The sequence below is a fragment of the Lujinxingia litoralis genome (genome assembly GCF_003260125.1).
GTDB lineage: Bacteria > Myxococcota_A > Bradymonadia > Bradymonadales > Bradymonadaceae > Lujinxingia > Lujinxingia litoralis.
Genome location: NZ_QHKO01000004.1, coordinates 148,496 through 169,539, shown reverse-complemented (window position 1 = coordinate 169,539; position 21,044 = coordinate 148,496). Strand labels below are relative to the sequence as shown.

Here is a 21,044-nt window from a genome sequence, read left to right as displayed (position 1 = left end):
ATCGAGCGCTTTGGGGGTGGCGTGTGTGTTAAGTGATTGTGTTTATTGCGTATCTGTTGCTTTTTCGTTCAGGGCGCGAGAGGCAATGCGGGCCATGCCGGGATCATCACCCAGGGCGATGGCGCTGAGGCGAGCCTCGATTTGAGGGCCATGGCCGTAGGCCAGGGCCCGGACGGCGTCGCGGCGGACCGAGGCGTCGGCATCGCTGAGACGGGCCTCAATGGCGGCAAGGACTTCGGCATCTCCCCCTTTGAGGAAGCGCGCGCCGAGGACCAACAGCGCCATGCCGCGTAGATCTTCGGCGGCATCGGTGGTCAGTGTCAAAAGGGCCGTGCGTACCGCCGGGGTCTCGAAGTTGGAGAGCATCGAGGTGGCCCGCCAGCGGCGGTAGACGCTTTCCTCGGTGTCGCGGGCGACGTTGAGGAGGCGTTGCTCGGCGTCGGGCCATTTTGCAAAGAGTTCGGGCGTGGGCAAGGCGTCAATGGTGTTGAGGAAGTCCTCAAAGTCAGCGTCGACCTCGTGCGGGTGCTGGTGTTGAGCCAGGGCCGGAGAGGCCATGCCCAGAAGCAGGGCTGAGGCGATGAGAAGCTGAATCAGGATGCTGCGCATAGGTGTCTCCAGAAGATGCGGGAGGAACAGGCCGGTGGACGAGACGCGTCTCAGGGTTTCACCCAGGGGTTGTTGCGAATCACAATGCCCTGCCAGGGGGAGAGGGTGTCGCCACCGCCGGTGGCGTGCATCAGGAAGCTCTCGTCGTTGTTCGGGGTGTCGGGCAGCGGGTCATGCATCTGCGGGCCCCCGAAGAGGTTCTGTTCCGAGGTGTGGAAGAGTCCCAGGTAATGTCCCAGCTCGTGAGCGAAGACGTGGGAGATGGGTGGGCCGCCGGGGATTTCGTTGGTGGTCACGGCCACGCCGCTGGCGACGGTGCCCTTGACGTGGACCGGGCCCGGGATGCCTCCGGCGATGCCCAGTACGCCGCCGCCCATGCCATCAAAAGGGCTGCGCAGTCGGTCGACCATAAAGAGGCTTGGTCCGTCGAGGGGGGCGCGCTCGGAGTTGGCCAGGAGGCGAGCCAGCTCACCATCGGTGGCGGTCACATCGCTGACGTCCTGGAACTCTTCCTCCACATCGAGGTAGGCAATTTCGCCGATCTCAATATCAATTTGCGCGTAGATCTCGCGTACCTCATCGAGCATCTGCTGGAAGTCGGCGTCTCCCGGGGCGCTGGCGGCAGTCCAGCCGTTGGAGCCGCTGAAGAAGATGTTCAGATCGAGGGTGCCGCTCTCGGGAACTTCGCCGCCGACGACTTTGGCGTGGACGCTGACCCGGGCGCTACCGCTGATGGGATTGGGCTGGCTGAATGCATTCGCAGCGCGTCCGGCGTCGATCGTAAAGATGTGTCGGCCGGGCTCCACGTGGGAGTCCGGGCTGTTGGGGGCGAGTGCGGCGAAGGCGCCAATATGGGAGGCGATGCGGTTGTTGCAGTCGGTGCAGATCTGTTCGGCGGTGTTCCAGCCCGAGCGCACAATGGGGAAGGAGTCCGGTCCCAGCCAGCTGCCCAGCGTCAGGGTGTCGCGGTTATGTCCTTCGACGGTGATGGCCAGTGAGAGCACATTCTCGGGCACGTTCACGCAGAGTTCCTGGCTCCGACCCTCGGGGTGTTCGACGGCGAAGCTATCGACCAGCGTGATGGTGCCAATCTCACCATCGGGCACCGCGGCCAGCGCGTCGGCATCGATGGGCAACTCGATGTAGCCATCGCAGACCGGGTCGGGTTCTTCGATGACAAAGATCGGTTCTTCGGGCTGGGTATTATTGTTGCATGCCAGAAGCATCGTGGAGCACAGGCCCGTCAGGGCCAGCCCGGCGTAACGAGAGAGCAAGGAAGGGTGTGACATGAACAAACCGGAGGGATCGAGGGCTGTGGAAGTCTCCCGAGGCGCGTGGCCGGGAGACCTGAGCTGTGCCAGAGCAGCAGAGCTGTGGTTGATGACGCGGGAGCATAGTGATCGCTGCAAGAGGGGTCAAGGCGGGGGCCGTGCGCGGGGAAATGATGGGCTGGCGATGGCCGGGGCGAGCGGCGATGTAGCGACGTTGGCGAGCGATGGTCCAAGAGCGGGCGGGGGGGCTTTACTTTACTTTGCAAGGCCGTCGTGCAAAATCTGAAGGTAGCACTCTCTGGCTCGGGATGTTTGCACACCGCGCGGCCAGTTCACCCGCTCCCTGGCGCCTCCGGGCGCCGTTGTTCCAGTGGCCCGCGAGAACGCTCCTGATGACGCACCTTCCAGGGACATCTTCCCCCTCCCTTGTGGGGACCCTTGTTGATGGCAAGTATCTGCTGGAGCGCGAGCTGGGTGCCGGTGGCATGGGCGCGGTGTATCTGGCGCGTCATCAGACCATTGAGCGGGAGGTGGCGGTCAAGCTCCTGCATCGCTCTCTGGCTCAAGACGAGGCGATACGGCGGCGTTTTGAGATCGAAGCACGGGCGATCGGCAGGCTCAGCCATCCCGGCTGCGTGATGCTCTACGAGTTTGGCTACGAGGCGGAGATCGAGGCGCTCTACGCGATCTTTGAGTACGTGCGTGGGCATTCGCTGGAGAAGTGGGCCGGGCAACAGTTGACGCTGGAGGATGTGCTGGAGGTGGCGCGACAGGTGGTCAGCGCGATCGGTCATGCGCATAGCCAGAAGATCATCCACCGCGATTTAAAGCCTGACAACATCATGATCGCCATCACCGAGAGCGGGAAGCTGGAGGTGAAGGTGCTCGACTTTGGCATCGCGCGGATTGCCGAAGACGATGAAGCCGATGAGCAGAGTCGGCTGACCCGGATGGGACAGATGTTCGGCACGCCGCCCTACATGAGTCCGGAGCAGATTCGGGCCAAACTAAATGTGACCTTTGCCTCCGACATCTACTCGATCGGCGTGATTCTCTACGAGCTGATTGAGGGGCGGCTGCCTTTTCTGGCGGATTCACCGATTGAGACGGTGATGTTGCACCTCAATGAGGAGGTGCCGCCGATGGAGCGCAGCGATCTTCCGGATGCGTTGCGCGCGATTGTGATGCGCTGCCTTAAGAAGGAGCCCACGGAGCGCTTTGAGAGTTGTCAGGCGCTGGGCGAGGCGCTGGATCGGGTGGTGCTGCAGACAAGCGACGCGACGGCGTTGACGCAGGTGGTGAGTCTACGTGGGGAGAAGGCCGCTAAGGCGCCGGAGGTGATGGCGAGCGACCCTCAGCATACCGCGCTGGAATTTGGAATTGCGCCTACGCTGGCTGCGGCGCAGACCTGGGAGAAGAAGGACTCGGCCAGGTCCGAGGCGGAGCTGCTGGCGGAGACAAACGAGGGTGCTGGAGCTGCCGCCGATCGCGAGGCGGGCCTGCGTCCGGTCGGTGTCGGTGTGGCTTCGGGACTGAGTTCCGGAGGCGTTGACGAGAGTGTGCCTCAGGCTCCTGATACCTGGCCGGAGATGTCGGATGATGAGCGACGCGCATCGCCGATGGTCTGGATTGTGGGCGTTGCAGTGGTGCTGCTGCTGGGAGTGGGGCTTTTGTGGCAATCAACTGGAGAGAGTGATGACTCGGAGCGGCTCGGCGAGGGGGCGCAGGTGGAAGGGGGGAGCGGGCCGGCATCTGGGGTGGAAGTGACGCAGAAGGCGGCTGGCGAGAAGGCGTCATCGCCAGCGATGAACGTCGAAGATGAGGAGCCCAGCTCCAAGGGCGCCGGTGCGGGAGCACTGGAAGAGCGTGGTCTGAGGGAGGTGGCCGTCGAGGATGAGGCGCCCGGCGAAGAGCCCCCCGAGGCGGCATCGAAACAGGCGAGCAAGGAGGCTGCATCGCGTCTTCAAAGGGACCGGCACACGAGTACGACGTCTTCAAAAAGCGATGGCGTCCAGGAGGCTCTTACCGAGCCTGCGCGTTTGCGTCTGGAGGGGGCGCGACGCCTCAAGAAGAGCGAAGCGCCCGAATCTACCGAAGAACCGGCCCGGTTGACCTTACCCGGTCGCTGAGCAGCTGAACGAGGACGTATGGTGATGCGACATAAGGGGACGAAGCGTGGCGTGTTTGGGATGCTCAGTGCGGCTCTGGTGATGCTTAGCGCGTCGAGTGCTTTTGCCCAGCAGGACGACGCCTATCAGGAGATGTTGCGTCTGAGTGCCCGGGCCCAGGCCCACTATGACGCCGGAGAGCTGGCGGAGGCCGCCGAGACCTACCGTGAGGCGTACCGGGCCTATCCGCAGCCGGTTTTGCTCAAGAACGAGATGATCTCGCGTTATCTGCTCGAAGATTGCGCACGCTCGATGGAGCTGGCCTCGGAGTTTGAGGCCAGCGGTGAGGCGACCGCCGATGATCTGAAAGACGTGAGCGCGGTGTACGCAGATTGCTCCCTGGTGTTGGCCGGCCGGGAGCTGGAGGCCGGGGAACTCGACGCTGCGCGCACCCACCTGGAGGTCGGGGAGCCTCACTGGCAGGAGGATTCCGCGGCGGAGGGGCAGGCTTTGTGGGCTCGCCTGGCTCAGGCGCGGGCGGAGGAAGAAGGGGAAGATGTTGCGCTGGCCGTCGGTGCCTCCCCGGTTGGTGCGGTGGACGGGGGCGGTGGGGCGATCGGCGGCTGGGCGCTTACTTCGGTGGGCGTGGTCGGACTGGTGGGGGCCAGTGTGTGGTATCTGGGCAGCCGCAGTGATTTTGATGAGTTGGAAGAGGTTGCGCAGGCCGGGCGCGATCGGGCGCGTTACGACGAGCTCGTTGCCAGCGTGGAGCGGGCTCGCTGGGGAGTGCCCACGCTCTATGCGCTCAGCGCGGTGGCCACGGCCGGAGGTATTGCCTGGGTCGTGCTCAGCAGCCGTGAGGAGCAAGAGGCGCCGGTGGTGTTCTCCCCGGTGATCGGAGCGCAGCAGGCCGGTGCCCAGGTGCGGGTGCGCTTCTAGTCGGGCGGGTTCTGGCGCGGAGGTCGGGTGTGCCGGGATACGGGTTTGTCCGGTAGTGGAGTAGACCTGCTACGAATCCAGCTCCGTGGTGAACGTGAGATAGGGAGCCGGGCCTTATGGCCCGGCTTTTGCTTTTTAAGCGTGACAGCGGAAGAGCTTGCCGCCGGCGTTCCGATATGCGGGGCGGATGGGCGGAGGAAGGGAGGTCGTATGAACCTATATAAAACAAGGGTTAGATTCCGGGGGAGCGCGCTCCGGACGATGGTGGTGCTGCTCTGCGTCGGGTTGCTGAGCTGCGGCGGGAGCTACGATGAACCGGACCCGGGAGGGTCCGACGATCATACGGGCGCCGGCGAGGACTCCGATATGGGCGGGGAGCCCGGTGCTCCCGACCCGCAGCCCGAACCGGAGCCGGAGATCGAAGAGGCGATCGTGGAGCGGGTGGCCGCGACCGAGCGCTACATCTTTGTGCCGGGCGGGCGCGAGGGCGGAGATCAGATCGCGCTTATCGATGGGGAGACCTTCGCGGTGGAGCCGATTCAGGTCGGGCTCAATCCCCGGGCGGTGGTGGCGGCCGAGGTTGCGGGGGTGGGGGCGGTCGCCTACGTCTGGAGCGAGGGAACGTCGACGGTGGCGGTGGTTCGCGCCGATCTGCGCGATGCCGCGGAGCGCCCGGATGTGCGGGTGCTGCGTGTGCCCCGCGAGGTCAATCAGCTGGCGGTGGCTCCCGGGGGGCGTTACGCCCTGGCCTACATCGATCCGGAGCTGGAGCTGCCGGTGCAGGGCGGGGCGATTTCGCTGCAGGCCATGGCGCTCATCGCGTTGGGCGATGCGCCGGGGGAGGATCAGGTCTACCGACTTTCGGTCACGCGCCAGATCGAGTCGATTCGCTTTAGCGAAGACGGGCGCTTCGGGTTTGTGGTGGGAGAGGAAGGCATCAGCCGGCTGGCGTTTGACGAGATCAAAGCCGATCGCTTCGTGCCCACCCTGGACCTGGGAGCTTCGAACGAGGACTTTCCGCCGCGCGATCAGCAAGCGCTTTTCACCGCCGACGCTTCGGCCATGGTCCTGAGAACGTCGCAGCTCGCCGGGCTGGGCGTCTTTGAACTCTCCGAAGAAGGGCAGGCAGTCCGCCGAGAGCAGCGGGTGCTCTTGCCCGGAGTGCCCACCGATATGGAGCTTCTGGAGCGTGACGTGGAGGGGGGGCTGCGTCGTGAGGTGCTGGTGGCGATGCGTCAGGTGGGCCAGGTGGCGCGCTTTGATCTGGATGCTGTGCTCGCCGCGCAGGATGAGCAGGAGGTCTCGGGGTTGGTCGAGCTGATCGCGCTTGCGGATGAGGTCGACGCCGGCATTGCCCGGTTGACCCCCGATGAGTCGCAGTTGCTGATCTTCTCGACGTTGCCCGCGGAGCCCACCGTCGGGGTGCTGGAGCTGGAGAGCGCCGAGTTGAAGACGGTCAGGTTGCGCCACCAGATTCGCACGCTGGCGTTCTCTCCTGATAGCCGCACGGCGGTCGTGGTGCATCGGCCGAAGTCTGGAGTTCCCCCGGCCGATGCCGACCCCCGGGAGCGCTTTGAGTACGAGGAAGGACTGAGCCTGTGGGATCTGGCCTCGGGCTATGTGCGAGCGGTGGCGCTGGAGGCTCAGCCGCAGACGGTGCTGATGGTGACGACCCGGGCCGGAGCGGGCTGGCTCTACGGGATGCTCGTCGGGGAGGAGGCCGACAACTTTGGGGTGGTGCGCATCTCGTTGGAGACCTTTGGGGTGGAGCGGCTCTCGGTGGCGCAACGCCCTGCCCAGATCGGACGCGTGGCCGATCAGATCTTCGTCACCCAGAACGATGCCCGGGGGCGGGTGACTTTCTTTTCGATCGAAGATGGCACTCAGCGCACGGTGAGTGGGTTTGAACTTAACGCGGAGATCCAGTGATGAGCGCGAGGATGTACAGGGTGTGGAAGTTGCCGCTCCTTTTAGTACTGCTACTTACCTGGGGCTGTGGCGATGCGGGCACTTCGCCGCCGGGGGCCGGCGATGATGGGGGCACCACGCTGGAGCCGCCGGGGGACGGGGATCAGGATCCCTCGGGCCCGGAGGCGCCGGAGCCCGAGGTTCCGGAGACCTTTGAGTTTTCGAGCCCGGCGATTGTGGGAGACCAGGTCTACGTGGCCAATCGCACGCTGGACGCGGTGGCGATCATCGACAGCCAGAGCCTGGCGGTGCGCGCGGTGCCGGTGGGGCGAGAGCCCTCGCAGGTGGTGGCGCCGCCGGATGATGGGGGCGCAGGGGCCCGGGTGATGGTGCTTAACCAGGGTGACAGTACGCTCTCGTTGCTCGACCCGCAGGGCGGTCCGAGTCTGCACCTGCCGATTGTTCCCAACGCCAACCGTCTGGCGATCAGCGCGTCGGGACGCTACGGGGTGGCCTGGTATGACAGCGAGGAAGATGGGCCCATCGGTGACCTCTCGGCGCTCAGCGTGGTCAGCACCCGGGGGAGCTTTGATGTGGCGGTGGGATTTCGGGTGCGGGAGGTGCTCTTTGATGGCCCCGGGGAGCGCGCCGTGGTGGTCAGTGACGACGGGGTGAGTGTGTTGGAGCTCGAGGCGATCGACGCCGATCGCTTTGTGGCTCCGCGCCTCCTGACGCCCGACGAGTTTGCGCAGGTCGAGCCCGAGGAGCTCCGCCTGCACCTTGCTCCCGATGGCGATACGCTGGTGGCCTGGTCGCCTCTGCACCCCTTCTTGTTTGTGAGTGAGCTGGAGGCGGACCGACGCTACGCGATCTACCTGGGAGCGGTACCCACCGGCGCGGCGTTGTCTGCGGATCGACTGGTGGTGGCGCTGCCCGAGGTCGATCAGCTGGTGGTGTTGAGCCTGCCCGACGGCCCGGACGAGGTTCGCCTGGCGCAGGAGGCGCTCGGTCTCTGGGGAGAGGAGGGGTTTGTGCCTCCGCTGCCCGAAGACGCCGCGGAGCCGGACCTGGGCCTGGAGTCGCTGCTTCTGCCGGTCGGAGGACTGGGCTCGGTGGTGCTCAGCGAGGATGCCTCGGCGGGGCTGGTCTTTACCACCCGGCCCGAGGTGCGAGACGCGGTGGTGGTGGATTTTCTGGCCGAAGAGCTGCGGGAGGTTCGCTTTGAAAAAGAGGTGATCGGCGTCTTTCCCGACGTGGACGGCTCGACCTTTCTGGTGGTGCATCCGCGCCGCCCGGGCTCGCGCCAGGGGCTGACGCCCTCGGATCCGGAGTTCATTGAGCGCAGCCACGGCTTCTCGGTGCTCGCGATGGCCAGCGCGCAGACGCGGCTGGTGTTGACCGAGCTTGCGATTGCCCGGGCGGTGCTCTTTGCGCCGTCCATCGGCCCAAGTTCGGTCTATCTCAGCTTTGAGCCGCCGGCGCCCGGTGAGGCGGAGCGTGCGGCGCATCGCGAGGTGGTGCGCGTGAACCTGACCAGCTTCAGCAACGACGTGTTCAGCCTGGCCAGCCTGCCCCAGGGGATGGGGCTGATTCCGCAGACCGGGCGTATTTACATCGATCAGAGTCATCCCCGCGGGCGCATCACCTTTGTGATGGCGAGTACCGGGGAGCGCGAGACGGTGACCGGTTTTCAGCTTAATGCGGGCATTGAATAAGGCGCTGTTCAGGGGCCATGAACCTGCGCGAGGCGCAGCAAAAGGGAACACCATGAGACGTACCATGATGATGAGATGGGTCGGGATGGCCGCCGCGCTGACGCTGACGGCCTGTGGCACAGGAGATCCCGAAGCCTGGATGAATGAGGGCTCTTACCTGGGGCCGGTGCAGGTTGGCGAGGAGCTGGTGTGGGCCGACCGCACTCGCGCCGAGCTGGTGGTGGTGAGCCCGGATCGCGATGCGCTCCGTGGCGAGCTTAAGGTTGCGTATCAGCCCACCCGGGAGAATGTGGTGCTGCTGGAGCCGGTGCCCGGCGGGGCGACGGTGGCCGCGTTGCACGGCGGCTCGGCTCCCGGGGTGAGCCTTCATGACCTGGATGCGGGGACGCGGCGAGATGTCCGGGCGCGCAGTGCTTTTGGGCGTATGACGATCGACCCTGATGGCGCGTACGTGCTCCTGAGTCACGATCCGGCGGCTGTCGGTGGCGAGGCCCGCAACCTCAACGAGGTGGGCCTGGTGGATCTGCGGGATGAGGCGGCTGGCGAGGCCGAAGTTCTGACGCTCTTCAGCCAGCCGGAGCGCCTGGTGTTTGCGCCGCCCTTTGAGCTGGATGGGCAGCCCTATCGGCTGGCGCTGGGGCTCTCGACCAGTGAGATCAACGTGATCGATCTGGAGGCCGAGCACCCCGACGATCGTCTGCGCGCGATTCCGCTGACGGTGAGCCAGTCTGATACGCCCCGCTCGGCGGTGCAGGTGGTCATTGACACGGACGACGCTCCCGGGACGCCGGAGTCCATTAGCATCTTTGTGCTGACCGACGTGGGGAGCGACATTACTCAGATCGTCGTGCAGCCGGCGTCCTCTCCGGAGGGCGGCCGAAGGCTTGCGCTGTCGGTCAACCAGCTTTACGCCGGGCAGCAGCCGGTGCGCTTTGAGGTGGTTGATCTTCCCGGGGTCGGGCGGCGCATCTTTGCCGTGGATGGGGCGAGGCCGCAGATGACGATGGTGGATGTGCTCAGCGGTGAGTCGAGCACGTATGAACTGCCGATGGATGTGGCGCCCACCGGCCTCCAACGTTTTGATGTGCCGGGGAGCCAGGAGGATGACGCGGAGCCGCGTCTGCTGGTGACAAGCACTCGCGACCGCCTGGTCACGCTGGTGCGACCGGAGTTGCTCACGCTGGCCAGTGAGACGCCCACGGTGGGGCGGGGGCTTGAGGCGGTGCGGCTGCAGAGTCCGCCGCTTGTCAGCTGGTTCGAGGGAGCCGCAGGCAAGGTTGTGGTGGGCCATGAGCAGGGCTTCTCATTGATCGATCTGGACACTCGCCGGGCGAGTTATGTGAGCGCGGCGGCCCCGCTGGCGAATGTGGCGAGGTACAGCGGCGGGCTCTTTGCCGTGTATCAGTGGGGCGACAGCGTGGTGCAGCTGGATGTGGCCAGCGGACAGACCGCGACGACGCGTATTGACGGGGGAACCCGGGCGTTGGCGGTAATGCCGGATAAGGGCTTGCTGGTGGTGCTGCACGACTCGCCACACGGGCTTTTGACGCTCTTGCCGCTGGACGAGCTGGTGGCGAGTCGGGCCCGGATGTTTGATTTTGTGTTGCTTGATCGAGTGCTCGAGCGCTGAGGAGTGGTGCCATGATGGCGATGAGAAAAGAGAACGGACGTGGTTCCCTCGGCGGTGCGCTGGTCGTGATGCTGCTGGGTGCGCTGGGAAGTGTGGCCGGGGTGCAGGACGCGCAGGCTCAGGAGCCCGGTCCCCTGCGCATCGGGGCAGAACTCCTGATGGTGTCGATGCCGCCGACGCAGGGGGACTTCAGTGCGGAGCCGGGAATCGGGCCGGGGCTCCGGGTGAACGTGGAGGGCCTGGGGCTGGAAGGGCTGCGTCTGGGGCTGGCGATGCCCATCGATACCCGTGTGCGCACTCGTCTGGACGAGACGCTCGAATACGACTGGACACGCACGGCGCTGCAGGCCGAGGTGGGCTGGGGTGTGCGTCTGGTGAACGAGCGCGTGCACCTGGGGGCGCGCCTGGGGCTGGGCTACGTCCATCACCGGCTGGCGCTTGAGCCGGCCTCCTACAGCTCGCGTATCTATGAGGGCCGTGCTCACGGGCTCATTTTTAGTGCCCAGGCCGTGGGCGATATCGCTCTGCTGGAGACGGCCTCGAAGTCCTGGTCGTTGGGGATGGGGTTTGCCTGGGGACTGACCGGACATACCACGGCGAATTTCGAAGCGATGCAGCCGGTGTATGAAGAAGGCGACCGCGTGGAGCGGGCCCCCTTCAACGCGGGCCGGGCCGCGTCGCTGGGGCCCGGCTGGGAGGTGGTCTGGCGGGTGACCTGGCGCCCCTGAAACACCGGCGATGGCGAGCGCAGCCTTGACACTTCGGGCCGAAGTTTTCAGATTGTGCCGGCCGGACTCGCTGCCTGATGTGGCGGGGAGTGTGGACTCTGAGCGCGGTTACGGCCCGCCGCGCCATCTTTCGTATTGATTTTGCATCCTTCGAGGAGTCCACACCCATGGCGAGCGCAGAAAACGTCCCCACCCCCGAGAAACCCACCAAAGCCCACGCTGCCCCCCCGGCCGAGCGCACCGCTCGCCCGCCGGTTGACGCCTCGGCGTTGGAGCACCGCAATCTCAGGGGCGGTGAATTCTGGCGGGAGATCCCGGCCTTTGCCAATGTCAGCGAGGAGGAGTTCCTCGACTACAAATGGCAGATGAAGAACTCGCTCTACGGCGAGGATAAGCTCCTTGAGCTGATGGACGGGCTGGCACCCAAGGCGTTTGTGGACGATGTGCTGCGCGGGTTTCACCTGGCGCCGATGGCCGTGCGCGTCACGCCCTACCTCTTCAGCCTGATCGACTGGAACGATCCCCTGCATGACCCGATTCGCACCCAGTTCATCCCGGTGGCCTCGCGGCTGACGATGGACCACCCGATGCTCACCCTGGACTCGCTCCACGAGCAGGCCGACGCGCCGGTGGCCGGGTTGACGCACCGCTACCACGATAAGGCGCTCTTTTTGCCGCTGGACACCTGCCCGGTCTACTGCCGTTTCTGCACGCGCAGCTACGCCATCGGCGTGGACACGGATGTGGTGGAGAAGGTCAGCCTCAAGGTCAGCCCCAAGCGCTGGGAAGAGGCCTTTGCCTACATTGAGAGCCGCCCGGAGCTTGAAGATATCGTCATCAGCGGGGGCGACGCCTACAACCTGGCCTTCAAGCATATCGAAGCCATCGGAATGCGCCTGCTGGCGATCCCGCACATCCGTCGCATTCGTTTTGCGACCAAGGGGCTGGCGGTGATGCCGATGAAGATCCTGAGCGACGAGCGCTGGCTCGACGCGGTGACCCGGGTGGCCGAGCACGGTCGCAAGGTGCACAAGCAGGTGTGCATCCATACGCACTTCAACAACCCCAACGAGATCACCGAGATCAGCCGCCGCGCCACCAACACGCTCTTTGAGCGGGGGATCACCGTGCGCAACCAGACGGTGCTCCAGCGCGGGGTCAACGACTCGCAGGAGACGATGCGCCTGCTGGTCAAGCGCCTGGGTGAGGTCAACGTCGAGGCCTACTACGTCTATCAGCACGACATGGTGCAGGGGGTCGAAGACCTGCGTACCTCGCTGCAGACCAACCTCGATATTGAGAAGTTCGTGCGCGGCTCCACGGCCGGGTTCAACACCCCGACCTTCGTGGTTGATGCGCCCGGCGGCGGCGGCAAGCGGGAGGCGCACTCCTACGAGCACTACGATCGTGAGACCGGGGTCAGCGTCTACAGCGCGCCTTCGGTCAAGCCCGGCCAGCTCTTCACGTACTTCGATCCGCTTCACAGCCTCAGTGATGCGGCGCGTGCCGACTGGAAGGATGCCGATAAACGCGAGCAGATGGTGCAGGATGCGCTTTTGGCGGCTCGCAACCATCAGGGCCAGCGCTAAAGCAGCGCGGGCAGCATGATGCTCGGTGGGTCGCTTCTCGGAAGCGACACCACACCTGAGAGCGCGGGGGGGGAAAGGCCCTCCGCGCTCTTTTTTTGTCCCGTGCTACGATGGGAGGCGCGCCCGGGGCGCTGGCCAGTTTGATTAAAAAGCGCTCGGACGCGTCTTAGCTCTGAGGACCGTGGCGCTTATCGGCCGCTCACCCTTGACTCTACAACAGCTCGACTAGCTCGAAGCGAGGACACAATGCGCTGGATTCAGGTGTGGTTGGCGGCGGCGGTGGCCGTGGCCGTGATGATGGGAGCGACTGCCGATGCGCAGGCCGTGGTGCGAGCCGGGGTGGATGTGCGTTGGCTTCCGGTGGCTCTGGAGAGCACGGAACTGGAGGGGGCGGAGCTGGCCGGGGGAGAGCGTCAGCTGGAGAGTCTGGGCGCCGGGGCGCGGCTGATGCTGGGCTTTGAGCGCTTTGCGATCGGCGCGAAAGTTAACTTCGCCCGCCATACCTTTGGCGATCCCGACCTGAGCTATACCCAGGTGGATGCCAACCTCCACGCTCGCCTGATGCTGCCGACGACGCGCCTGGCGATCTGGGCGGAGGCCGGCCCCTCGATTGCGTTGGATCTGGCCACCACGGGCTATAACGCCGGCGCCGGGGTGGAGGTCGATGTGCTGGGCTGGCCGCTGGTCGATCTCAACTTAGGGATCGGTGCTCAGTACGCCCGGGTGCCGGTAAATGCCGGTCCGGGGCTGGAGCGGATCAATGAGGGGTTGAGGGCTATCGTCTACGTGGGCTTTGATTTTTCGATATAAACGCGCCTGTCACCCTCGTCTGGCTGGGGCGTGGGTGGCGACTTTCCGTGCTAATTTCTTGCGGAGCTTCGGGGGCCGATCCAAGCTCGTGCGTCCAGAGCCAGGAGACAGGGAAGTCTCCGTGACCGCAGCACGTGACACGGACGCGTTGAATGCAGCGAGAGTGGTATTTGATCGACGATGAGGGGATTCACCGCATCGATCTTGGAGTCCAGAACTCCACGGAGTTCTGGGATGATCAGACCGAGGAGCAGGGGCGTCCCGGGCAATGGCCGGGCTTCTCTCAGCTGGTGGTCGATGCTTCGGCCTCCAGGGTTGTGGAAGCGCTCAAACGCACGGCCCCGCTGATGGACGTGGGCGTACGCGATGTGACCGCCAGCCCCGAGCATTGGGAGGGTGGGGTGCTGGTGGCTCAGGAGGGGGAGATCTCCCTGGTGACCGAGCCCGGCGTCGACCTCGATGAGCGCGTTTTGGGCGCGGAGTGGGCCGAGGAGTTGATGAGCGAGCTACGCTGCGCCGGGGCCTTCGTTGGCTATGAGCCTCATCTGGGTAGCCTGCACCTGACGATGTATCAGGGAGGGCGGCCGACCTTTGCCTGGTGCGACTCGTTGCTGCCCGGTCCCAGTTATGCGATGGTTTTCGAGTCCGATGGTCGGTGCACGCATGAGGACCCGCGCCGTTTTGCGTTGCGGATGCTCGACTTGCCCCTGACCAGTCCCCTGCTGGATCGCTACCACTTTGTGCGGGCGAACCTGCGCAGCCTGGGCCTGGAGGAACTCCGCCCGGAGCTGGAGACCTTGCCGATCGCTGCTGCCATGCAGATTCGAGAGGCTGACGAGGAGAGCGCATGACGAAGCGATGGATAGCTCTGATGGCCCTGATGGTGAGCCTGACCTTTTTGAGCAGCTGCGGGAACTTCGGCGGGGATATCGTCGGCGGGGAGTGCCGCGACGACATCGATTGCGACCCGGGGAGCACCTGCAAGCGCGGCGACGATTATCCCTACGGGATGTGTGTGCGCGCCTGCGATCGTCACGAGGACTGCCCGATGAACACGGCCTGCGTGGACCGCAGCGGGGGCATCTGCCTGCCCACCTGCATGGATCGCTACGACTGCCGTGAGGGATATGTCTGTGACGATCAGCGTAACCGCAGCGGTGGCGGCCGAAGCTACGTGTGCATGGGGGACTGAGTCGCGCGTGAACGGTTGAAAAAAGAGCCGGCTCCCGGATGGGAGCCGGCTTTTTTGTGGGACGCTCCCTTGTCGCAAGCCGAACTGAGAGTAAGGTGTCCGACGTGAGCCCGCCGGGCGCACTCCCCCCCGGACGCCCCTCGTTGCACAGTGGTCTTTGCCTTAAGAGGAAGCGATGCATCTGTATATCAGCCCGCGCATTCAGCAGCTTATCGATCTGGCGATCGATGAGGATGAGATTGGCTTCGACGTCACCTCCCAGGCCTTTTTTGCTGGCGAGCATGGTCGGGCCGAGCTGGTGGCCAAGGAGAGTTTTGTGCTGGCCGGCCAGCCGGTGGTCAACGCGGTGTTTGCCCGTGTGGACCCGCAGGTGAAGGTCCACTTTGCGCGTTCCGAGGGTGCGAGATTTGAAGCCGGCGAGGTCGTGGCCAGCCTGGAGGGGCCGACCGTGTCGCTGTTGCGTGGGGAGCGTATCGCGCTGAACTTCATGCAGCGCATGAGTGGGGTGGCCACGTTGACCGCGGCGTTTGTGGCCGCGCTGGGCGAGTCGCCGACCCGGGTGGTGGACACGCGCAAGACCCTGCCCGGGTGGCGTGCTCTCGATAAGTATGCGGTGGTCTGCGGCGGGGGAGCGAATCATCGCTACAACCTGGCCAGCGGGGTGATGATCAAGGACAACCACATCGCCGCGGCCGGTTCGATTCGGGAGGCCTTGGCGCGGGTGCGCCGTCAGGCCCCCCATTCGGTGCGCGTGGAGGTCGAGATCACCGAGCTGGCTCAGGTCGAAGAGGCGCTGGATGCCGGCGCGGAGATCGTGATGCTCGACAATATGAATCGTGACCAGATGATCGAAGCCGTGGCGCAGATTCGCGGTCATCGCCGCGGCAACGACGTGGTGATCGAGGGCAGCGGCAACATGACGCGCGCGCGTCTGGAGCACCTGGGTGATGTGGGGCTGGACATCATCTCGGTGGGAGCGTTGACGCATTCGGCCACGGCGGTCGATGTGTCGATGAAACTTCGCTCAAGCACCGGAGCTGTGTGATGGACGAACAATCATCCTCGCCGATACTGGTCTACCGCCGCCTGGGCTCCACCAACGATGAGGCCCTGCGTCTGCTCAAGGAGCAGGCGCCCCATGGCACGACCGTGGTCGCTCAGGAGCAGAGCGCCGGTCGCGGGCGCCGGGAGTCGGATGGTCAGCGCCGCCCCTGGCACTCGCCAGGCGGGAGCAATGTGTACCTCTCGATGGTCCTGCGGCCGGCGCTGGAGTTGGCCAAAGTTGCCGGGGTCACGCTGGCCTGCGGCGTGGAGATCGCCGGGATGTTGCGAGAGATCTCCGGGGTGGACGTGTGGCTGAAGTGGCCCAACGATCTTTACGCTGGCGAGCGTAAGCTCGGGGGCATCCTCACCGAGGCGGCCACCGGCCCAACAGGGCTGGAGGGAGTGGTGGTAGGGGTGGGGCTCAACGTGAATATCGGGCGCTGGGAGCTCCCCGAGGAGCTTCATCCCGTGGCGACGAGCTTGTTAAGCGAAGGGGGGCAAGTCTACGATCGGATGCTCCTGGTGGACGCACTGCAGCAGGCGATTCTGCGGGCCTGCACCCGTCTGGAGACGAAGGGGCTGGAGGATTTTGGGGCCGACTTCGCGGCTCTGGACCGGGTGAAAGGGCGTGAGGTGCGCTATGAGCAGGGCGGCAGCGCGATGCGGGGAATCGCCGACGGGCTCTCACCGTCGGGCGGCCTGCGGGTGAAAGACGTCGACGGGCGCATCGTCGAGGTGGTCGCCGGGGAGGTCACAATCTGCGGTCTGGGGCGGGGGCACCGCTCCTCGGAGCGCGAGAGAGCACCGCGGCCGCAGGCCGAGGTGGAGGCGCATGTCGAGCGCCTGCTCACCGCTCAGCCCGGGTCGCCTCCGGAGGCTCGGCGCGTGCGCCGGCGCTTTGCGGTGCAGGAGGTTGCCCCTGAAGGCTCGCGTTACGTGCGCCTGGCGGTGGAGGTCGATGAAGAGTTCGCCGCCTCATTGCAGCGCCCGGGACAGTACACCACGCTGGGCGCGGCCGGCCTGCCGCCGAGCTTCTACGTGGTGGCCCGGGCCCGCCAGCGACGCTGGGAGTTTCTGGTCGAGGCCGAGGGCGATCTGGCACAGGCCCTGGCCGGGCTTAAGCCCGGCGACGAGGTCGAGGTAAGCCTGGCAGAGGGGCGAGGGTTTGAGGCCCGGGAGGCGGTCGGCGCCAGCGCGCTGCTCTTTGCCACCGGTAGCGGTCTGGCCGCGCTCTTGCCGCTGGTGGAGCGTTGGCTGGAAGCGCCGGCTCGACCCGCCCGGATCGCGCTCTTTTATGGAGAGCGCCACGACGACGATCTGGCCTGTCGAGCGCTGCTTAGTGCGTTGGAGGCGCGGGGCGTGCAGGTATGCATGGCTCTGGAAGAGGGCGGCGAACACACCTACGTGCAGGACGCGTTTGCGGCGCTGGCCCCACCGCTTGACGGCGCGTTTGCCTACCTGAGCGGCGCGCCCGTGATGGTCAAAGCGGTCACCGAAACCTTGATGAAGGCGGGTGTTCCTGCCGGGCGCATTCAGGTCAATATTTAGGGGCCCGGGGTGGGGTGGTGCCCATCTTGTCGAGGTTCGATGCCTGGGCTATGCTGGCGCGCCCTTTGAGGGGATAAGAAATTTTGCAACTGCGCCTGATGCACACTTTGCTGAAGTGAGGAGAAGTCATGTCGACGCCCGTATACCGTTTGATGGGTCATGCCTTAGTGGCGACGCACACCTGGGAGGAGATGCCGGATGTGCGCGAGGCGATGAGCAAGGCCGGTCTTAACAAAGACGGCGTGGATCGCGGGAAGGCGCTGCTGGCCGAGGCCGAGAAGCTGGTGGCGGCCCGTAAAGAAGAAGCCCCCGAAGATCGCATCAGCGAGCACGCGATTCACATGGCGGTGGCCGAACTGGAAATGTGGCTGCAGACGTTGCGTGTCGTGCTCCAGCAGAAGGTCGGCGACGCGCAAGTCATCAAGGCGGCGTTGGATCATCATCTTCACGGCAGTGAGCATACGCTGAGTGCGGTGGCCGGTGCGATGCGCACCCTGGCGGTGCTTCGCACCGATGCGCGCGTGGCTCAGGGGCTGGGCTCGGAGCGCGCGCTGCACGATCTCTTGATTTACGGACAAACGCTGCTGACCAAGGTCTTGACGCTGACTCGCCAGCGTCTGGAACCGGGGCTGACCACAACGTCGGCGCCGGCCTACGATGCGCTGGAAGCCCACGCCGCCCGCTTGCTCGCCTGGACGGCCGAGCTTGATCGGGCGGTGGCTCAGGTTGGCGACAACCTCCAGGTTGTGGGGCTGATTGGGTATGTGCCTCAGGGCGTGGGATTGCCGCTGGGTGGGGCGTCTTTCGCGGTGCCCTTGCACCTGCGGGCGCAGCAGGCCCCGCCCGATCCGGCCGACTCCGGTTGTACCGCCGGGTGGTCGGTAGGTCGCCAGGGGCGCAACCGCGAGAACCTTGGAAAGGGCTTTGTGGAGCCGACCTTCGAGTGAGCACGCTGGCCCGTGGCGCCGGCCCCGGTGGGGCTGGCGCCCTTCATACATGAATCAACCTTGATCTGTGGTGGCGGCAATGAAACGCGATCTCTACGACATCTTAGGGGTCTCTAAGACCGCCGACGCGGACACCATTAAAAAAGCGTATCGGAAGCTGGCCCGGGCGAGCCATCCGGATGTGAACCCGGGGGATGCTCAGGCTGAGGAGCGCTTTAAACGGGTGTCGGCGGCCTTTGATGTGCTCAGTAACCCCAAGAAGCGCAAGCTCTACGATGAGTTTGGCTACGACGGGTTACGCGAGGGGTTTGACGCGCAGCGGGCGCGAGCCTATCGGCAGGCCGGGGGGCGTCGGGGAGCCCGAGCGACTGGATTTGAAGGGGGGGCGACCTTTGAAGATATCTTCGGCAGCATGTTTGGCGGTGGTGGGGCCGGGTTTGGCCAGGGCTTTGGCATGCCGATGAAGGGACGCGACTTGAGTGCGAAGGTCGTGTTGAGCTTTATGGAGTCGCTCAAAGGCAAGGAGCTCGAGTTTAGCGTAAACGGGAAACCCTTAAAGGTGCGGGTGCCCGGTGGGGTCACCGATGGTGAGCGCCTCAAGCTCAAGGGGAAAGGGGGCGAAGCACCGCGCACCCAGCGCGGCACCGGCGAGCCGGGGGATCTCTACCTGGAGCTGAGCGTGCGCCCGCATGAGAGGTTGCGTCGTGAGGGCCTCCATCTTTACCTGGAGGTGCCCATCACCATGGCCGAGGCGTTGCTGGGGGCCTCCATCGCCGTGCCTACCCCCTGGGGCAAGTACACCGTCAAGGTGCCGGCCGGGGTGAACGCCGGCGCCAGGCTGCGACTTAAGGGGCAGGGGGTGCATCGGGGAAAAGAAAAGGGGAACTTTTACGCGGTGTTGCAGATTCAGTCCCCCGATCGCATTGACGCCTCCGTGCGTAAGGCTGCGCAGACGCTGGCGAAAGCCTACAAAAAAGGCGTACGGGCCGACCTGCGCCTGTGAGTCCGGCCGGGGGGAGCGCTGTCGGAGGGCCGGGCGGGGATTAGCTTTAGGTAAGCCAGGCCGACAACCGGGGAAAAGGGGGGGAGATGAGACGCTTGCTTGTGGCATGCGCGCTGTGGGCGTGTGTGTTCAGCCTGACGAGCTGTCAGGCCGGGACTGCCTGCGGGAGCTTTCCGCTCGACGATGATACCCGACGCTGCATGGTGTCGACGATCGATGAGCTGGTGCACACGCACTATCCCTTTGCGGCTCAAAAAGATGTGGACCTGGAGCTCTTCTCCAAGACGCTCTGGTCGGCCGTCGACGATTCCGAGCTCGATGATGAGACCTTTTTGACCCGTCTGGCCAACGCGCTGGCGCTCCTCTCCGACGGGCATACCCGCCTGGAGCGCTATCAACTTCGGGAGGCCGGGGTGCCACCAGTGCGACTGGCGCTGCGAGGCGGGCAGGTGGTGGTGCGACAGGCCTCCGGGGAGGCCGGGCTGCGTGCCGGAGCGGTGGTAGACACCATCGACGGGGAGCCGGCCGCCGAGGTGATGCGTCGCGCGGTGACCCTGGTGCGGCGAGGAGAGGCCGGCGAGGTGATGTTGCGGGGCTCGGAGTCGGCGCTGGCCGGTGAGGTGGGCACCCGCGTGCGGGTGACGACGGCCAGTGGAGAGAGCGTGGAGCTTCGTCGGGAAGCGGTCCTCCACGAGCCCTTCGCTCGCCGCCTGGGCGATGTGGGATACCTGCGTATCAAGACCTTTGGTTTTATTGACGACCTCGATCGCCTCGACGTGCTGGTCAATGAGTTGCTCGATACCCGGGCGTTGATCATCGATCTTCGGGATAACGGTGGGGGCTTTCCGTCGGTGAGCGACGGGCTCTTCGGACGCCTGGTGGGGGAAGATGCCAGAGCGTTTGAACTTGTGGATCGCCAGGGGCGGGTGTACCGGCGCATGGAAGCGCCCGCGCGCGGTCGCACCTACCAGGGACCGGTCGTGGTGTTGGTGAACGAGGGGACCTTCTCGGCGTCGAACTACTTCGCGCATCGCATGGTCGAGGAAGGGCGCGGAGTGTTGATCGGGGGACGTACCGGAGGGGGGGCGGCCTCCCCGGATCGGGGATTGATGCTGGTAGACGGTCTCTGGTTTCAGGTCTCCACCTACGTGGTGCAGACCCTCACCGGTGAAAACACTGAGGATGGGCTGGAACCGACGATAGTGCTCCCGGTGGAGCGAGAGACGCTTGAGGCAGGGGACGGAGCGCGAAGGTTTTCGGTGGAGGGCGATCCGCAGCTGGAGCGGGCCCGTCGCTATCTGGAGGGGCTGCGATGAGGAAGGGAGGAGCCTGGTGGGTTGCGCTGACGCTGATGGTAGTTGCGAGCTTGCTGATGCCGCGGGAGGTGCGTTCGGAGGAGGTTGCCTGGGAGCCTACCTCCCGGGAGCAGCAGGGCAAAGAGGAGCGCGCCGAGGTTCGGGAGAGCCCCCGGCCCCTGGGGCTGGGAGTGCTGGTGCGCGGAGGCATGGCCGCCTATCGCTCGCAGGGATGCGCCTGTTTTGATCGCTCGACCTGGCAGGCTGGGCTGGGAGTGCGCGGGTATCTGGGGGCGCACTTCTCGGTCGAACTCAGCCTGCACTACGGGATGATGTTGCTCGGTGGCAATTTTCCGCTCAATGGCTGGGAGGCGGCCGCGCGCTGGGAGTTTTTGCCCGAGGCGGCCGTCTGGTACCGAGGGCTCTACGCCCGGGCGGGTTACACCTCGATGTCGGTGATGGGGATGCGCCAGGCGTCACTCCCGGGGGCGGCGGGGGCGGTGGGGCTGGGATTTGAACTCACCCCGATGCTTCGTGTGGAGACTGAGTTCGGAGCACGACGCCTCTTTGGAGATATGGGCCACTGGCAGTTCGGGGCGCAGCTGGGGCTGGCGACGCGTTTTTGAACGAGAGGTCGAGCCAGCAAAGGCGTCGCTAAAGTTAAAAGCCAGCCCCGTGCCGGGGCTGGCTTTTAACGTGTTAACGATG

Annotated in this window: 18 protein-coding genes; 16 read left to right on the top strand and 2 right to left on the bottom strand. The window is 65.3% G+C overall.

Features of this window, described 5'->3' with window-relative positions; genetic code table 11:
• Positions 1-42 precede the first annotated feature (42 nt).
• The gene (locus DL240_RS10260) at positions 43-609 is read right to left on the bottom strand and encodes a HEAT repeat domain-containing protein (RefSeq protein ID WP_111729801.1); all 567 of its coding nucleotides are present in this window, start codon (positions 607-609) and stop codon (positions 43-45) included.
• A 50-nt stretch (positions 610-659) separates the two neighbouring features.
• Positions 660-1,898, bottom strand: coding sequence for a hypothetical protein (locus tag DL240_RS10255; protein WP_111729800.1), 1,239 nt, complete (start codon positions 1,896-1,898; stop codon positions 660-662).
• Between the two features lie 374 nt (positions 1,899-2,272).
• Between DL240_RS10255 and DL240_RS10250 the strand changes: the two genes are divergently transcribed.
• From DL240_RS10250 to DL240_RS10175, 16 genes are all read left to right on the top strand, one after another.
• Positions 2,273-4,009, top strand: coding sequence for a serine/threonine-protein kinase (locus tag DL240_RS10250; RefSeq protein WP_158542474.1), 1,737 nt, complete (start codon positions 2,273-2,275; stop codon positions 4,007-4,009).
• Positions 4,010-4,027: 18 nt separating this feature from the next.
• Positions 4,028-4,927, top strand: coding sequence for a hypothetical protein (locus DL240_RS10245; RefSeq protein WP_111729798.1), 900 nt, complete (start codon positions 4,028-4,030; stop codon positions 4,925-4,927).
• Between the two features lie 210 nt (positions 4,928-5,137).
• Positions 5,138-6,856 carry a hypothetical protein gene (locus DL240_RS10240; protein ID WP_146618230.1) on the top strand — a complete coding sequence of 573 codons (1,719 nt, stop codon included), beginning with the start codon at positions 5,138-5,140 and terminating at the stop codon, positions 6,854-6,856.
• On the top strand, positions 6,856-8,550 hold the full coding sequence (locus DL240_RS10235) for a YncE family protein (RefSeq protein WP_146618229.1): 1,695 nt from the start codon (positions 6,856-6,858) through the stop codon (positions 8,548-8,550). The genes DL240_RS10240 and DL240_RS10235 overlap by 1 nt, the downstream gene beginning before the upstream one ends.
• A 64-nt stretch (positions 8,551-8,614) precedes the next feature.
• Positions 8,615-10,180: a hypothetical protein gene (locus DL240_RS10230; RefSeq protein ID WP_111729795.1), complete on the top strand. Its 1,566-nt coding sequence runs from the start codon at positions 8,615-8,617 to the stop codon at positions 10,178-10,180.
• An 11-nt stretch (positions 10,181-10,191) separates the two neighbouring features.
• Positions 10,192-10,908, top strand: coding sequence for a hypothetical protein (locus DL240_RS10225; protein ID WP_111729794.1), 717 nt, complete (start codon positions 10,192-10,194; stop codon positions 10,906-10,908).
• 167 nt (positions 10,909-11,075) lie between these two features.
• Positions 11,076-12,497 carry a KamA family radical SAM protein gene (locus tag DL240_RS10220; protein ID WP_111729793.1) on the top strand — a complete coding sequence of 474 codons (1,422 nt, stop codon included), beginning with the start codon at positions 11,076-11,078 and terminating at the stop codon, positions 12,495-12,497.
• A gap of 246 nt (positions 12,498-12,743) precedes the next feature.
• A complete protein-coding gene (locus DL240_RS10215; protein ID WP_111729792.1) occupies positions 12,744-13,307 on the top strand; it encodes a hypothetical protein in 564 nt (187 codons plus the stop codon).
• A gap of 152 nt (positions 13,308-13,459) precedes the next feature.
• The gene (locus DL240_RS10210; protein WP_111729791.1) at positions 13,460-14,158 is read left to right on the top strand and encodes a hypothetical protein; all 699 of its coding nucleotides are present in this window, start codon (positions 13,460-13,462) and stop codon (positions 14,156-14,158) included.
• Positions 14,155-14,499, top strand: coding sequence for a hypothetical protein (locus tag DL240_RS10205; protein WP_146618228.1), 345 nt, complete (start codon positions 14,155-14,157; stop codon positions 14,497-14,499). The genes DL240_RS10210 and DL240_RS10205 overlap by 4 nt, the downstream gene beginning before the upstream one ends.
• A 175-nt stretch (positions 14,500-14,674) precedes the next feature.
• Positions 14,675-15,544, top strand: coding sequence for a carboxylating nicotinate-nucleotide diphosphorylase (gene nadC / locus DL240_RS10200; RefSeq protein ID WP_111729789.1), 870 nt, complete (start codon positions 14,675-14,677; stop codon positions 15,542-15,544).
• Entirely contained in the window at positions 15,544-17,091 is a 1,548-nt protein-coding gene (locus DL240_RS10195) for a biotin--[acetyl-CoA-carboxylase] ligase (protein ID WP_111729788.1), read from the top strand. Before nadC ends, DL240_RS10195 begins: the two co-directional genes overlap by 1 nt.
• 128 nt (positions 17,092-17,219) lie before the next feature.
• On the top strand, positions 17,220-18,038 hold the full coding sequence (locus tag DL240_RS10190) for a hypothetical protein (protein WP_146618227.1): 819 nt from the start codon (positions 17,220-17,222) through the stop codon (positions 18,036-18,038).
• A 79-nt stretch (positions 18,039-18,117) separates the two neighbouring features.
• On the top strand, positions 18,118-19,041 hold the full coding sequence (locus tag DL240_RS10185) for a DnaJ C-terminal domain-containing protein (RefSeq protein WP_111729786.1): 924 nt from the start codon (positions 18,118-18,120) through the stop codon (positions 19,039-19,041).
• Between the two features lie 86 nt (positions 19,042-19,127).
• Positions 19,128-20,357, top strand: coding sequence for a S41 family peptidase (locus tag DL240_RS10180; RefSeq protein ID WP_146618226.1), 1,230 nt, complete (start codon positions 19,128-19,130; stop codon positions 20,355-20,357).
• Positions 20,354-20,962, top strand: coding sequence for a hypothetical protein (locus DL240_RS10175; RefSeq protein WP_111729784.1), 609 nt, complete (start codon positions 20,354-20,356; stop codon positions 20,960-20,962). Before DL240_RS10180 ends, DL240_RS10175 begins: the two co-directional genes overlap by 4 nt.
• The last annotated feature ends 82 nt before the right edge of the window (positions 20,963-21,044 follow it).